This is a genomic window from Pseudomonas sp. 4CAES_32.4, from assembly GCF_058136335.1.
Genome location: NZ_CM176882.1, coordinates 1,906,699 through 1,921,132, shown reverse-complemented (window position 1 = coordinate 1,921,132; position 14,434 = coordinate 1,906,699). Strand labels below are relative to the sequence as shown.

The following is a 14,434-nucleotide window of genomic DNA, read 5'->3' as shown; positions in this document are numbered from 1 at the left end:
TGTACACGCGGTTTTTGCAATGTTTTGTATCCGCCGAGCCGGCGGCGCTCGCAGCGATCCTCTGCGGATCGATTGGTTCCGCAGGATCGACCACGATCCCTCAAAATGCAGGATGCACGATGGCCATTCATGCAGATTGCACGACACCTTAAATTTAAGGCGCCTACAAATTATTGATTTATAACGATATTTTTATTTCCAAATGCTGGCACAATCGCTGCAACCTCCTCTGCATGCTTGCCATTCAAGTGCATACGGAGCTGAAAGACATGAGCCTGATCCAAGAAAAATTTACCTCCCTGTTCTCCAACTTCGACGTCACCACCGCGCCACGTCCCGATGGCGGGATCCTGCTGACTCTGCGCAGCAGCGACGGCAAAGTGTTTAAACGCGCACTGACTTATCAACAACTGCATGCCGGCGACCAACTGTCGTGGGCGATCAGCGCAATCCGTCGTGACCTGGCGGAACAAGCCAGTGAATTGCCGCAGATCGGCATGCTGCAAAGCCAGCAGCGTTTTGCCCTGCCGACGTATCACTCGCTGTAACACTCACACCGCTTTAAACAAAACAGGCCGTGAAGCATGCGCTTCACGGCCTGTTTTTTTGTGCCTGACGCCAATCCCTGTGGGAGTCAACTTGCTCACTCCGCCTCAGTCCTCCAGACGCGGGAAGCGACCTGCAATGTCGTCGCCGGTGAAATTGGCAACCCAGCCTTCCGGATTATTGAACAGACGAATCGCAATGAAATGCGGATGCTCGCCCATGTCGAACCAGTGCTTGGTGCCGGCCGGAACGGAGATCAGGTCGTTCTTCTCGCACAGTACCGCGTAGACGTAATCGTCGATGTGCAGGGTAAACAGCCCACGACCGGCGACGAAAAATCGTACTTCGTCTTCGCCATGGTGATGTTCCTCGAGGAACTTGGCGCGCAATTCGGCTTTTTGCGGGTGATCGCTGTTCACACTGATGACGTCGACAGTGATGTAACCGCGCTCGGTCATCAGTTTGTCGATCTGCTCTTTATAGGCACTGATCACTTCTTCCTGGGTCGCGCCCGGCTGGATCTTCGCTGCGGCCTGCCAGCGGTCGAAACGCACGCCCTGCTCGGCCAGAGTCGAAGCGATGTCTTCGAAATGGGTCAGCACCTTGTTCGGAATGTCGGGGGTGGAAACGTGATAGACGGACAGGCTGCTCATTGGGGCTATTCCTCGGTATCGGCGTTGCCGTCCGGTTCTTGCAGACCGGTCAGGCACAGCATTTCATCAGGCGAATGGGCTGCTTCTAGTGAAGTCAGCCTTGGCGGTTCATGACGCTGCGGTTTTTCAACTCGCATTGAAACAGAAATTCAAAAGCCTCGATCTGCCGCAGCGATTCGCTCGGCGACAGGCGCGTCGATTAGTTACTGCTGGTGGCCGGCGACCAGCCGCGACCGTAAAGAAAATGCCCGGCGTCGACGTTTGGCTGGACGAGTTGTTCACGCGTAAGGCTCATGGCCTGTCCTCTTGCATACGTGTGGCAATGATAACGGCAGCAGCGAGCGCCGCGAGACTGGCAATACTAAAGGTCAATGTCGCGCCGAGGGCATTCCAGCTGTAACCGGAATACAACGCGCCGAGCGCACCGCCGGTACCGGCCAGTGCGGCGTACAACGCCTGGCCCTGGCCTTGCTGGCGCGCGCCGAAGCTGCGTTGCACGAAGGCGATGGCAGCGGCGTGAAAACTGCCGAAGGTCGCCGCGTGCAGAATCTGCGCGAACAACAACACCCAGAGAAACTCGGCGAACGAACCTAGCAGCAACCAGCGCAGCGCCGCCAGCAGAAAACTTGCCAGCAGCACCCGGCGCAGGGAAAACCGCGCCAGAATCCGGCTCATGGCCATGAACATCAGCACTTCGGCAACCACACCCACAGCCCAGAGCATGCCGATGGTGCCGCGTGTGTAGCCGAGTCGTTCAAGGTGCAAGGTCAGAAAGGTGTAATACGGGCCGTGGCTCATTTGCATCAGTGCGACGCAACCGTAAAACGCCAGCACGCCGGGATTGCGCAGTTGCTTGAGAAAACCCTCGCCGTTCGGCCGATTGCCTTGCGGCGGTTGCGCGTTCGGCACCCACAAGCTGCTGAGGACGATGCCGGCCATGATCAGCACCAGCGCCGCGGGATAGATGTCGAGGCTGAGCCATTCGAACAGGCGACCGAGCACGACCACGGTGATGATGAAACCGATCGAACCCCACAAACGAATCTGGCTGTACCGCGAGGTCTGCCCCTGCAAATGCGCCAGGGTGATGACTTCGAACTGCGGCAGCACGGCGTGCCAGAAGAACGCGTGCAGCGCCATGACCATCGCCAGCCAGGCGTAGGTCTTGCTGACGAAGATCAGCGAAAAGGTCAGCAGCGTGCACACTGCGCCGAAGCGCACGATGGCCAGGCGTTTGCCGGTGTAATCACCGAGCCAGCCCCAGATGTTCGGTGCCACGCAGCGCATCAGCATCGGGATGGCGACCAGTTCACCGATCCGCGCCGGACTGAAGCCAAGGTGATCGAAGTACAGCGCCAGAAACGGCGCCGTCGAACCAAGCAAGGCGAAATAGAACAGATAGAAACTGGACAGCCGCCAGTAAGGGAGCGCCGCCACGGTTATGCCGCGACGGCTTTGAGGCCTGCCATCAAAGCTGACCCAGTACCGGCGTGTTCACACGCACATCGGCGTTCTGGCCACGGTGACGCAGCAGGTGATCCATCAGCACGATGGCCATCATCGCTTCGGCAATCGGCGTGGCGCGAATGCCGACGCACGGGTCGTGACGGCCCTTGGTGATGACGTCCACAGGGTTGCCATGGACGTCGATCGAACGACCCGGCGTGGTGATGCTCGACGTCGGTTTCAATGCCAGATGGGCAACGATTGGCTGACCGGACGAGATGCCGCCGAGGATGCCGCCGGCATTGTTGCTGAGGAAACCTTCCGGGGTCAGTTCATCGCGGTGTTCAGTGCCGCGTTGGGCAACACAGGCGAAACCGGCGCCGATTTCCACACCTTTGACCGCGTTGATGCTCATCAGCGCGTGGGCCAGTTCGGCATCGAGACGGTCGAAAATCGGCTCGCCCAGGCCCGGCATCACGCCTTCGGCGACGACGGTGATTTTTGCGCCGACCGAGTCTTGGTCGCGACGCAACTGGTCCATGTAGGCTTCCAGCTCCGGGACTTTATCCGGATCCGGGCTGAAGAAGGCGTTGTCTTCCACCGAGTCCCAGGTCTTGAACGGGATTTCGATCGGACCGAGCTGGCTCATGTAGCCACGGATGACGATGCCTTGAGTGGCCAGGTATTTCTTGGCAATCGCACCGGCAGCAACGCGCATCGCAGTTTCGCGCGCCGAGCTGCGGCCACCGCCACGGTAGTCGCGCTCGCCGTATTTATGGTGATAGGTGTAGTCGGCGTGGGCCGGGCGGAACAGATCCTTGATCGCCGAGTAGTCCTTGGACTTCTGGTCGGTGTTGCGGATCAGCAGGCCGATCGAGCAACCGGTGGTGCGCCCCTCGAACACGCCAGAAAGGATTTCGACTTCATCGGCTTCCTGACGCTGAGTGGTGTGGCGGCTGGTGCCGGGCTTGCGGCGATCAAGGTCGCGCTGCAGGTCTTCGAGGGAGATCTCCAGGCCCGGCGGGCAGCCGTCGACAATGGCGACCAACGCCGGACCATGGCTTTCGCCAGCGGTGGTGACAGTGAACAACTTGCCGTAGGTATTGCCGGACATGCAGGACGCTCCGTGAAATCAAACCCAAATTCGTGATGCGCGCCAGTATACGCAGGCTAACCGAGTAGTTCATCCTCGAACCTTAGTGGTGCTGGCGAGTCCAACCGGCACCTTGGCGAATGATGGCGTGATGATGCTGCGAGTTTTGATCTTGAGTCTTACCCTCTTTACGGGCTTTGCCCAAGCGACGGTCCTACAACGTCCGGTGACTTTGGATACCGGCACCGGTGAGCTTTTCGGCTCGCTGTTGCTGCCGAAGTCCGACAATCCGGTGCCGGTTGTCCTGATCATTTCTGGCTCGGGTCCTACGGATCGTGACGGAAACAACCCCGACGGCGGGCGCAACGACAGCTTGAAACGGCTGGCATGGGTGCTGGCCAAACACAACATCGCCAGCGTGCGCTACGACAAGCGCGGCGTGGCTGCGAGCCTGGCGGCGACGCCGGATGAGCGCAATTTGTCGGTCGAAGCCTATGTCGCCGATGCGCAGGCCTGGGCACGCAAGCTCAAGGCTGATCCGCGTTTCGGCAAGTTGATTCTGCTGGGCCACAGCGAAGGCGCGATGATTGCCACGCTGGCCGCGCCGGAGGTCGATGCGGCGGCGGTGATTTCCCTGTCCGGCAGCGCCCGCCCGGTCGATCAGGTGATCCGCGAACAATTGGCGCGCAGCCTGCCGCCACCGCTGATGCTGCGCAGCAACGAACTGCTCGACAGCCTCAAGGCCGGCCACACCGATGACAATGTGCCGCAGCCGTTGCAGGTGATTTTCCGCCCGAGCGTGCAGCCTTATCTGATTTCGCTGTTCCGTCAGGATCCGGCCAAGGCTTTCGCGCAACTGAAGATGCCAGCGCTGATTGTTCAGGGCAGCAACGATATTCAGGTCGGCACCGAGGACGCGAAGCTGCTCAAAGCCGCCAAGCCGGACGCCGAACTGGTGGTGATCGAAGGCATGAACCATGTCATGCGCATTGTGCACAACGACATGAAGCGGCAACTGGCTTCCTATAAGGATCCGAATTTGCCGCTGGCCGCAGAGCTCGGCGCGAAAATCATCGAGTTTATTGACGGACTTCGCACCTGATAAGCGCCGTTTACCCTCTAGTCCTGAAAGAAACGGCCGATAAGCCTTTGTCGCCAGCGCAATGGCTGGCGACAAGCAGGGCTTGGACAGGATCTCGCCGTTATGACTGATACCCAGACTTCACCCGACACCACCGCTGAAAAAGACGCACCGCCAGCGGTCGAGCTGCCGTGGGCAGATGTCCACGTCGAGCACCACAAGATGCTCCGCCTGGCCCCGCTGCAAACCGACCGCAACACCGGTGGGCGGCCATTGCGCTTCGTTGAATTCGGTTACGCCGAGCGCAACAGCAAAGAAAAAAGCCTGATGCGCATGGCGATCAAACTGCCCGGCCAGCGTGTGCGTAAAGAGCAGAATCAGCTGGATGTGTGGGTTGATCACACGACCAAGCGTGTGCACTTCGGCCCCGACAGCGGCTTGCAGATCGAACCGATGAACCGTGGCATCGGCCGCTACATGGCCGCGCAAGGCATCAATTGGGCGAAAAAACGTTGGCCGACCTACACCGTCGACGGCATGGACTTGAACAACAAGGACGCGCTGAACGAAGACACCCGTCTGCGTCGCGATCACTTTCTGCGCGTGCACGGGTTTGATGTGGCGTACGCCGATGCCCAGCATTTGAAGGGCAGCGTCAAAGCGGTACAGGTCGGGGATCTGCTGGGCGATTGGAACAGCGAAAAGCTGCAGATTGTTGAGATTCTCGAAGCGGCGCAGATGCTTCAGCAAGCGGAGCAAAATCTGGCCGAGCAGGAAGTGAAGCTGAAGAAGCAGGAAGACAAGGTCAGCAAGTTCAAGCGTGAGGACGCGGGGCTGCGGTTCACGATTACTTGTCTGGTGGCGTTTGCGGTGTTTCAGGCGGGGCTGTTGATCTGGATTGCTACGCATCGGTAAAGATTCAACACCGAGGCGCTCCCATCGCGGGCAAGCCACGCTCCCACAGGTTTTGTGTCGTACTCGGATGTTGCGGCACACACAGAACTTGTGGGAGCGGGCTTGCCCGCGATGCTTTTAAGGGTCAGACGCGGGAAGCGAACAAGGCCTGATGATCGCGGCACTGCTCCGCCGTCAGCATGAACACGCCATGCCCGCCACGCTCGAAGTCGAGCCAGGCGAAATCGACTTCCGGGTACAGCGCTTCAACGTGCACCTGGCTGTTGCCTACTTCGACAATCAGCAAGCCCTTCTCGGTCAGATGATCCGCCGCTTCGGCGAGCATGCGTCGCACCAGGTTCAAACCATCATCGCCACAGGCCAGACCCAGCTCGGGTTCGTGCTGATATTCGTCCGGCATGTCAGCGAAATCTTCCGCATCCACGTAGGGCGGGTTCGACACGATCAGGTCGAAACGCTGACCCGGCAAGCCATCGAAACCATCGCCCTGCACGGTGTATACACGCTCATCGACGCCATGGCGCTCGATGTTCTGGTTGGCCACTTCCAGCGCTTCGAACGACAAGTCGGCCAGCACCACTTCAGCGTTCTCGAACTCGTAGGCGCAGGCAATACCGATGCAACCGGAACCGGTGCAGAGGTCGAGAATGCGCGCAGGTTCGGTGCCGATCCACGGTGCGAAGTGGTTTTCGATCAGTTCACCAATCGGCGAACGCGGGATCAACACCCGATCATCGACGATGAACGACATGCCGCAGAACCACGCCTCGCCCAACAGGTAAGCGGTAGGAATGCGTTCTTCGATACGGCGCTTGAGCAGGCGCTGCAGATTGACCAGTTCGTCGTCTTCCAGCGCGCAATCGAGATAGCTGTCGGCGATTTCCCATGGCAGGTGCAAGGCACCGAGTACGAGTTGCCGCGCTTCATCCCAGGCATTGTCGGTGCCATGGCCGAAAAACAGATCCTCCCCATGGAAGCGGCTGACGGCCCAACGGATGTGGTCGCGCAGGGTACGAAGTCGGGAAGTGATCACGGGGCAGAACTCCTGAAAAAACGACTGGCGATTCTACCAGCCAAAACGCGTGACGACGACGCAGGAAAATTATCCGGGCGACGGTAGGAGTTTTCTGTTTTTTGCCCCAGCCATTGAACAGAACGTGTAACTTGACAAGGCTGCAGGCCAGTAACGACGGTGCCTACGATGGTAGCGATTCACAGAACCGCTCAGCCAGAGGACAATGTCGCAAAAGCCCCACCCCAAGGAGCCCCAGAATGTCCGTTCCAAAAACGATGTTTCAACTCAGCGGTCGCGGTTACGCAGCGGCCACACTGAGCCATGCCACCGTGGTCATCATCGATGCCCAGAAAGAATATCTCAGTGGCCCGCTGGCCCTGAGCGGCATGGACGCGGCCGTCGCGAACATCAAACAAGTGGTTGCCGCAGCCCGTGCAGCCGGTCGGCCGATCGTGCACGTGCGTCATCTCGGCACCGTCGGTGGCCTGTTCGACCCGCAGGGCGAACGCGGCGAATTCATCCCCGGCCTGGAGCCGCAGGGTGACGAAACCATCATCGGCAAACTGCTGCCGAGTGCGTTTCATGGCACCGAGTTGCTCGATCGTCTGCAAAACCTTGGCTCGCTGGATTTGATCGTTTGCGGTTTCATGAGCCACTCCAGCGTCAGCACCACGGTGCGCGCGGCGAAGAACCTCGGTTTCCGTTGCACTCTGGTGGAAGACGCCTGCGCCACCCGCGACTTGCCGTTCAAGGGCCGCGTCCTCAGCGCCGAAGTCGTGCAGGAAGCCGAAATGGCGATCATGGCCGACAACTTCGCCACCCTAGCGTTGACGCAAGACCTGATCTGATCCGCTCTGATGAGCGGCTCAGCGCGCCGCTCATCCGCAAAGTCCTCTCATTTGCCGCAAATGCCATAGCCTCAGGAACAACCCGGTCAACTCCCGGTCGAAGGGCCGATACCCATTGAGGAAGGTCGGAATGAAGTTATCCGATGGATTTGACGCACGCCGCTTGCGGCCCAAAGGCCAAAGCAACTGGCGTTTTCGATTCGGCGCAGCGATCGCCGCCATTCTGGCGACGTTCGGTGTGCTGCTGGCGATGGCCGGGGCGGCCAGTCTGCTCGGGCGCCCACCAGCGCTCGGTGACTTGAACGCCACGCCGATGGGCTCGGCGATCATTCTGGCGGTCGGTTTGCTGTTTCTGTATTTCGGTGTCGCCCTGTGGCGCCGCTGCCGCCGTCGCGCACGGCAATCGCGGGAACTGAACATGTCCCCGCACTTGATGAAAAAACACGACTGAATCACCGGCCTGGCTTTTTGCCGGGCCGTTTTGTTTCGACTTGGGTAAACTGGCCGCCCTTCGCGGAGGCTGACATGCAAGACGACGATTTTTCCCTGTTCAAAAGTGCGATCCAAGGCGTCAAGCCGATCAAGCACGACCGCGCCGACACCGGCAAACCCAAGGCTGACCGCGCACAGATCGCCAAGCTGCGCCAGTCCGCCACCGTGCGCACAAATGCCACCACCGTTGACGGTCTGTCCGATCAGTTCGTGATCGACGTCGGCCCGGAAGACGAGTTGATGTGGTCGCGTGACGGCGTGCAGGAAAGTCAGATGCGCAAGCTCAAGGTCGGCCAGATTCCGTTCGAAGGCAGCCTCGACCTGCACGGCATGAGTGTCGAGAAGGCCCGCGAAACCCTTTGGGCGTTTCTCGCTGAGGCGACCAAATTCGAAATCCGCTGCGTGCGCGTCACCCACGGCAAGGCCGTGCGTCTGGACGGCAAACGGCCGATGATCAAAAGCCACGTCAACACCTGGTTGCGTCAGCATGCGCAGGTACTCGGTTTCTGCTCGTGCCAGGCCAAACACGGCGGTGCCGGCGCGGTTTACGTGATGCTCAAACGCACCATGATGGAAGGCCGCGACGAATAATCGCGTTACACCAAATTTGCGGGTTGCGAAAACTTCCACAGATAGTTCGATAGATCTAGAACAGAATCATACCCCGGTTCTAGAAAGCCAAGGCAATAGTAAAAAGCCCGCATATCTGCGGGCCCGGCTAAAAAAGTACTAACTATTTATCTTCTGCGATATCTTTCATTATCAACGGAACCAACGTCGTCTGCGCAGCATAAATAGAAGCAACGGGAGATAGATGGCTATTATCAAACGTAGTCATTCCAGTTTTTCGATCAGAACCTAAATAAGTTCTGCATCCTTTATCAGTACACAACTGGTCAATCATCGAAACATACTGAAATCCACCCTGCCCATCGCCATACTTGCTTTTGAGCACAGCTTCGGAATCAAGAACATGCTGGACGACGCCATCTTTTAAGTAAGTCGGCGTGGACTCCCAATGTCTCTGTAATATGATCTGATTAAGCCTCCCGTCCCACAACGGGACTGGGCCCATAACAATTACATGCTTGACGCCGTAGGAGGTCAATGCAGTCGCGAGTTGAGGGAGACTGGCGGAGACATCGTGCCAGAGCACCTGACCTATAATTACCACATCAGGCCTTTGATCCTTTATCGTCTGAATCGCAAATTTATTGGATTTTTTGCAATATTCAGTAGTTGAAGCGTCGATTTCCGGAAGGTTAGGCAAACAACCGGAAGTAGCCACACTGAGAACCCCAATATCTTTAGGTAACTCGTGTGTCACTCCGTAAATATATTGTTGCGCGTGTGAATCCCCCCAAAAAACAAGCTTCTTGGATTTGTTTGACTTGAAACATTTTTCTGCAATATTGGAAACTGGAATATTTGTGGCTGCACCTTTGAGAAAAGCATCCATATTGTACCAGTCACAATCGTACCTGAACTTACCAGGAATGTCCTGCTTCATAAAATATTGCCAATCAGGTTTTACATTAGCAAAGTACTCCGCGAACTGCTCTCTTTCGTCCTGACGAGATGGAAACCCATTTTTAGAAATGGTCGTCGCACCAATACTTATAAACACCAGAGCCCCGCAGATCAGAAGTCTGAACGCTGTGCGACCGGATATTTTTTGGCGCATAGGTATTTCGACAAACCTATAGGTCAACCATGCGAGAACTACAGATAAAACTACCAAAGCACTGCGCAGTGGGAAGTCGGGTGTGCCTGAGAAAAAAATGTAAGTAAAAGAGAATATCGGCCAATGCCACAAGTAGAGCGGATAGCTGATCAAGCCAATAAAGACCAAGAAGCGTGACGACAATACTTTTTTATTAATCCAAGCGTCAGGCCCTGAAAATACTAATAGTGCTGAGCCTATGACAGGAAGCAGCGCCCAATAACCAGGAAATTGTTTATTTTTATCAATAATAGATACTGCTGTAACGACGAAGGTTATACCCACAAATGAGGCCGCATTACGAAGAACCCGAGATCGGATTTTACACGAATGGGGCGATCCGAACACCGCATTGTAAGCTAACAAGCTACCAAACAGCAACTCCCAAACCCGGTATTGAGGTAGAAAAAAAACGCCCGCTGGTGTGTCGGAGATATAAAGCAAGCCGAATCCAAATGAACATAGGCCAATGAATGTTACCGCTATTGCATACGCCAACCTAGATGCGACTTTGGAAAGAACGATTATAGAAATTGGGAAAAAGAGATAGAATTGCTCTTCGACGCCCAATGACCACAAATGCATGAGAGGTTTAGTTTCAACGGTTGCGTCAAAATAACCCGACTCGGAATACATGATGAAATTCTGAACAAAACTTAAACCAGCGATCATATGCTTGCAGAGAACTTTAAACTCTGCCCCCATCATGATCACCCAGGCTGCGATAAACGACGAAAGCAGAACTATCAGGAGCGCTGGGAATATACGCCTCACACGCCGCACGTAGAAATTATAGACACTGAAGCTATTTGTCGATACACCCTTGAATATAATATTGGATATCAGATACCCGGAAATCACAAAAAATATATCTACACCTACAAACCCACCCGTGAGCACGGTCGGGAACGCGTGATATATAACTACAGCAAGAATTGCGAGCGCTCGCAGCCCATCGATATCGGGACGATAACTTAAAGGTCGAACATAAAGATTATTCTCCCTCTCCGACAAAGCCTCCTTTGAACTCAAATTTTGCGCAGCACTAAAACCCATTAAATTATTTCCTTGTCAAATAATTTGCAGCACATCGCGCTGTAAAACGAAGGCTGAAAAATTGGCGAATTGTACTTTCCGAACGAAATAAATTCCAATAAAATTCAAGATAACCGATTCCAAACGGCGCCCAACCGCCCTGCACATGATTGCAGACGCTTGAAGCACTAACTTCCAACACCCGCGAGCTTCACTTTGCTTTTGATAGTCGGCCGATTATTAGACACCTGTCCATCGATCACCTCGCATCTGCGGCGAAATATGATCACAGGAGCGGCTTGCACGAGCAAAATTCATAGTGCTGTTCCTCCACCCACTGAGCGCGCTCGGTTTCGAGCACAGACCTGCGGACATTCAGCTCCCCGAGCGGCTTTCTCTGGATGCACTGATCTATTTTGACAAAATTGAGGACAAACCACCAACTCTTCTCTCAGGCCAGTTTTTGGCCACCTGCATCGGATCCAGCGTACGGAGAGAAACATTTCATGCACTGCTAAGCGACGATTCGTCCTCCCTCAGAAAGAAAAGCTCCAGGCAAAACTTATGGTAGGTCGATAAATCCGAAATTTATGCTGTAGAATTTACCAGCACATGCCCAACACCTAAAAGCTCGAGCACGTTACAGAGTTTAAAATTAAAACATCCGGAAATTAAGAATGGACACTGGCAGTTACAAGAAACCACATACTTCTAAAATCAAAACCATGCTTAAAGCCTTTGAGCATCATGAAAAGCTTTCTGCATTTTTTTTGACTTTACTTATTATTTTCACCACCCAATTCTGCATAGGCGCTATTAAATTCGTTGGCGATGCTAACGCCTACTGGTATTACAGCTCTTTCATTCTAGACTTGGATTTTCCAAAAACCATGCGAGGATATTTTTATCCTCTCGTGCTCGCCCTTCCAAGATTTATAGCGAATTCGTGGCCCTCATCCGGCTACATTGGATTTTATGTAGTACAAGCGCTACTGTTCTCCTACATTTTTTCCACATTGTTACCCTATGTATTCACACGACTTATCGGAGGGAAACTCTCGATCTCCCGCCGAATACTTCCACCACTTCTCGTTGCGATATTTTTTCCAGGTCTAATGGCCTATCCGTTAAGTGATCTCCCGGCGCTATGCATGATCGTGGCAAGCCTCTACCTAGCCTTAAGAGCGTCTAAACAGAAAAACCTGGCCTCATCGTTTCTATTTTTGTTTTTAGCAGGCATCACCGCTTATGGCGCCTACAACATTAGAACAATATATTTGTTCCCATTACTAATTTTAATCCCAATCATCCCGGCATTATTACTGAAGAAAAACAGTCACATCGAAAAACTTCTGCTAACAGCTTCTTTTATTGCCGGAGCGACTTTTGCTTCGTTGCCACAGATAATAATCAACTTTAAACACCTGAACTCGCCGTCACCATTTGTCATAACGGATCACAAAAATACTTCGCTGTACGCCAATCAGTTAAAGTGGGGAGTTACCATACAAAGGTATGAGACTGGATACAACTCAGAAACCGGGGGTATATATCCGATTTATTACATAGACCCTTTGGGCGAGCGTTTATTTGAAAATGCAAATCTTGGCGAAGGCGTTATTACTGTTCCAAAAATCCTTACTGCCATCGTCAATCACCCGCTTTCGTTTTTGCGAATTTATACCAAGCATTTCATTAATGGTATGGATGTCAGAGATCCGGACCCGTACACATCAACATCATCAAAGGATAGAAATTTCCGTTCTTTTACGAGCTTGTCAGTGTCTGTACTAGGTGCATTTTTCTTAGTACTCGTGGTTGCCAGATCTGAAATGGGCCGAAATCCTTGGCGTCAAATACTGTCAAAAGTCACTTGGCTCGTTTTATTGTTGCTGCCTGTTTTGGCGATCACACCAGGCGCGATAGAAACCAGATTTTTCCTACCACTTCACTTGATAGGCTATTGCGCTATTTCTTACGGTTTCTCAAAAAATCTGAAGAATGAATTTAGCGCTAAGGAAGCATTGCTCGCTGTAGTAATATATCTGACATTAGTCTTGTCTTTTTATAACAGCGCTAGAGAGTCAGTGCAACATCCGAATTCAGCTATCAAAAAGGAATATTTTGAATAACGTATTTCTTTAGCCTCTATATTCAATTGAAGCGCCGGTCACATCAGTTGGCTGATTCCGTTAAAGGAAAATCGTGGGAACTGAACAACGAGCCGGGGGCACGCTCGCGAGCGCGGTCCTTTTACCGAGAGCCGCAATCCCGTCGTAAGATTTCCCAGACTCTCAAGAGGGCTGCCTCAATGATTGTCAGCGGAACGTGGCACAGTACTAGACAAGGCCAACCTTTATTCAGGGGCTTAGCTTCGTCAGAATTCATCGCTTCGAATACTCTGCCGTCGGTATCCTGGTGCGTCTCCCTGCCCTGAAAGGTGACACTCACGAATCGGCTAAAGCTCCGCAGGGATTGCAATTTCGACCGAGGGCGCAACGCAATGCGCCCCTGGCAGACCTAGTGCCCCCCATGAGCAACAGCCACCTTTTCCACAAGGGGTCGCGGGAACCTCACACGGATGTCCGCCCCTGGCTTGCGCCGCTCCAGTCAGGTGCATGACGACACGCTTCTCCGACAAGCCGATCGTGGTCATTGAGGCGCAAATCTCCAATGACCCCACCTTTAAGCGCTGAGTGATTACCGTGTTTGGGCTGCCAATCAAGATTTTTGAGTTTGTCTAACACGCAAGAATGACTGGCAACAGCAGCCAAGCGGCCCCTGCTGCACTCAATATCAGGGCCAGCTGGCAATACAACTACGTGCATACTTACGCTACCATAAGCCCCATGACATGCATGAACCTCGATTTCATCCCGAATCAGTTTGGCCGTAGCGTGCAAATGCCGCTTCGACTTATGCCCGTTGGATCAATCACATTCATGACTGAAGCGAAGCCGGGGCGCTTGACCAAATCCTGATTGGTACTGACAGGAACCGTCCCTCCTCTAGAACCCATACGGAATAAAGCTCTGTGACACTGGAACAGAATTACACCGCGATTCTCGGCCAACTGGGCGAGGACGTCTCCCGCGAGGGCCTGCTCGACACGCCAAAGCGTGCCGCCAAAGCCATGCAGTACCTCTGCCGCGGTTATGAACAGACGCTCGAAGAGGTCACCAACGGTGCCCTGTTCAGCTCCGACAACAGCGAAATGGTGCTGGTCAAGGACATCGAGTTGTACTCGTTGTGCGAACACCACCTGCTGCCGTTCATCGGCAAGGCGCACGTTGCGTACATCCCGAGCGGCAAAGTGCTGGGCCTGTCGAAGGTCGCGCGGATCGTCGACATGTACGCCCGCCGTCTGCAGATTCAGGAAAACCTCAGCCGCCAGATCGCCGATGCCGTGATGCAAGTGACCGGCGCGCTGGGCGTGGCCGTGGTGATCGAGGCCAAGCACATGTGCATGATGATGCGCGGTGTCGAGAAGCAGAATTCGTCGATGATCACCTCGGTGATGCTCGGTGAGTTCCGTGAAAACGCCGCGACCCGCAGCGAGTTTCTCAGCCTGATCAAGTAATTTGCAG

The 14,434-nt window shown here is 54.4% G+C and carries 13 protein-coding genes and 2 pseudogenes; 8 read left to right on the top strand and 7 right to left on the bottom strand.

What is annotated here, in order from left to right; genetic code table 11:
* Positions 1–269: 269 nt before the first annotated feature.
* A complete protein-coding gene (locus AC3Y64_RS08745; protein ID WP_053118700.1) occupies positions 270–548 on the top strand; it encodes a DUF3509 domain-containing protein in 279 nt (92 codons plus the stop codon).
* Positions 549–653: 105 nt separating this feature from the next.
* Here AC3Y64_RS08745 and AC3Y64_RS08740 read toward each other — a convergent pair whose 3' ends face one another.
* The 5 genes and pseudogenes from AC3Y64_RS08740 to aroC form a co-directional block, all read right to left on the bottom strand.
* Positions 654–1,199, bottom strand: a complete 546-nt coding sequence (locus tag AC3Y64_RS08740; protein WP_489987125.1) for a 1,2-dihydroxy-3-keto-5-methylthiopentene dioxygenase — start codon at positions 1,197–1,199, stop codon at positions 654–656.
* 94 nt (positions 1,200–1,293) lie between these two features.
* Positions 1,294–1,380, bottom strand: a pseudogene (locus AC3Y64_RS08735) (methylthioribulose 1-phosphate dehydratase); the annotation flags it as partial.
* Positions 1,381–1,401: 21 nt separating this feature from the next.
* Positions 1,402–1,494: pseudogene (locus AC3Y64_RS08730) on the bottom strand (methylthioribulose 1-phosphate dehydratase); the annotation flags it as partial.
* Positions 1,491–2,636, bottom strand: a complete 1,146-nt coding sequence (locus tag AC3Y64_RS08725; RefSeq protein ID WP_008080931.1) for an MFS transporter — start codon at positions 2,634–2,636, stop codon at positions 1,491–1,493. The gene AC3Y64_RS08725 and the pseudogene AC3Y64_RS08730, both read right to left, overlap by 4 nt.
* A gap of 31 nt (positions 2,637–2,667) precedes the next feature.
* On the bottom strand, positions 2,668–3,759 hold the full coding sequence (gene aroC, locus AC3Y64_RS08720; protein ID WP_489987124.1) for a chorismate synthase: 1,092 nt from the start codon (positions 3,757–3,759) through the stop codon (positions 2,668–2,670).
* Between the two features lie 130 nt (positions 3,760–3,889).
* Here aroC and AC3Y64_RS08715 point away from each other — a divergent pair, with 130 nt between their 5' ends.
* Complete coding sequence (locus tag AC3Y64_RS08715) at positions 3,890–4,840, top strand: alpha/beta hydrolase (RefSeq protein WP_489987123.1); 951 nt, start codon at positions 3,890–3,892, stop codon at positions 4,838–4,840.
* A gap of 102 nt (positions 4,841–4,942) precedes the next feature.
* Positions 4,943–5,734, top strand: a complete 792-nt coding sequence (locus tag AC3Y64_RS08710) for a hypothetical protein (RefSeq protein WP_489987122.1) — start codon at positions 4,943–4,945, stop codon at positions 5,732–5,734.
* A 124-nt stretch (positions 5,735–5,858) separates the two neighbouring features.
* On the opposite strand, the gene prmB is transcribed toward AC3Y64_RS08710, so the two are convergent.
* The gene (gene prmB / locus AC3Y64_RS08705; RefSeq protein WP_158959219.1) at positions 5,859–6,767 is read right to left on the bottom strand and encodes a 50S ribosomal protein L3 N(5)-glutamine methyltransferase; all 909 of its coding nucleotides are present in this window, start codon (positions 6,765–6,767) and stop codon (positions 5,859–5,861) included.
* Positions 6,768–7,006: 239 nt separating this feature from the next.
* Between prmB and AC3Y64_RS08700 the strand changes: the two genes are divergently transcribed.
* The 3 genes from AC3Y64_RS08700 to AC3Y64_RS08690 all read left to right on the top strand — a co-directional run bounded on the left by AC3Y64_RS08700 (position 7,007) and on the right by AC3Y64_RS08690 (position 8,680).
* Positions 7,007–7,597, top strand: coding sequence for a cysteine hydrolase family protein (locus AC3Y64_RS08700; protein WP_122594927.1), 591 nt, complete (start codon positions 7,007–7,009; stop codon positions 7,595–7,597).
* A 130-nt stretch (positions 7,598–7,727) separates the two neighbouring features.
* Entirely contained in the window at positions 7,728–8,048 is a 321-nt protein-coding gene (locus tag AC3Y64_RS08695) for a hypothetical protein (RefSeq protein WP_007914024.1), read from the top strand.
* A gap of 74 nt (positions 8,049–8,122) precedes the next feature.
* The gene (locus tag AC3Y64_RS08690; protein ID WP_158959218.1) at positions 8,123–8,680 is read left to right on the top strand and encodes a Smr/MutS family protein; all 558 of its coding nucleotides are present in this window, start codon (positions 8,123–8,125) and stop codon (positions 8,678–8,680) included.
* Positions 8,681–8,822: 142 nt separating this feature from the next.
* On the opposite strand, the gene AC3Y64_RS08685 is transcribed toward AC3Y64_RS08690, so the two are convergent.
* Complete coding sequence (locus AC3Y64_RS08685) at positions 8,823–10,868, bottom strand: acyltransferase family protein (RefSeq protein ID WP_489987121.1); 2,046 nt, start codon at positions 10,866–10,868, stop codon at positions 8,823–8,825.
* Positions 10,869–11,524: 656 nt separating this feature from the next.
* On the opposite strand from AC3Y64_RS08685, the gene AC3Y64_RS08680 reads away from it, so the two are divergent.
* Together AC3Y64_RS08680 and folE are read left to right on the top strand one after the other, a co-directional pair.
* Positions 11,525–12,979 carry a hypothetical protein gene (locus AC3Y64_RS08680; RefSeq protein WP_489987120.1) on the top strand — a complete coding sequence of 485 codons (1,455 nt, stop codon included), beginning with the start codon at positions 11,525–11,527 and terminating at the stop codon, positions 12,977–12,979.
* Positions 12,980–13,881: 902 nt separating this feature from the next.
* Entirely contained in the window at positions 13,882–14,427 is a 546-nt protein-coding gene (gene folE / locus AC3Y64_RS08675) for a GTP cyclohydrolase I FolE (protein ID WP_019826593.1), read from the top strand.
* Positions 14,428–14,434 lie beyond the last annotated feature (7 nt).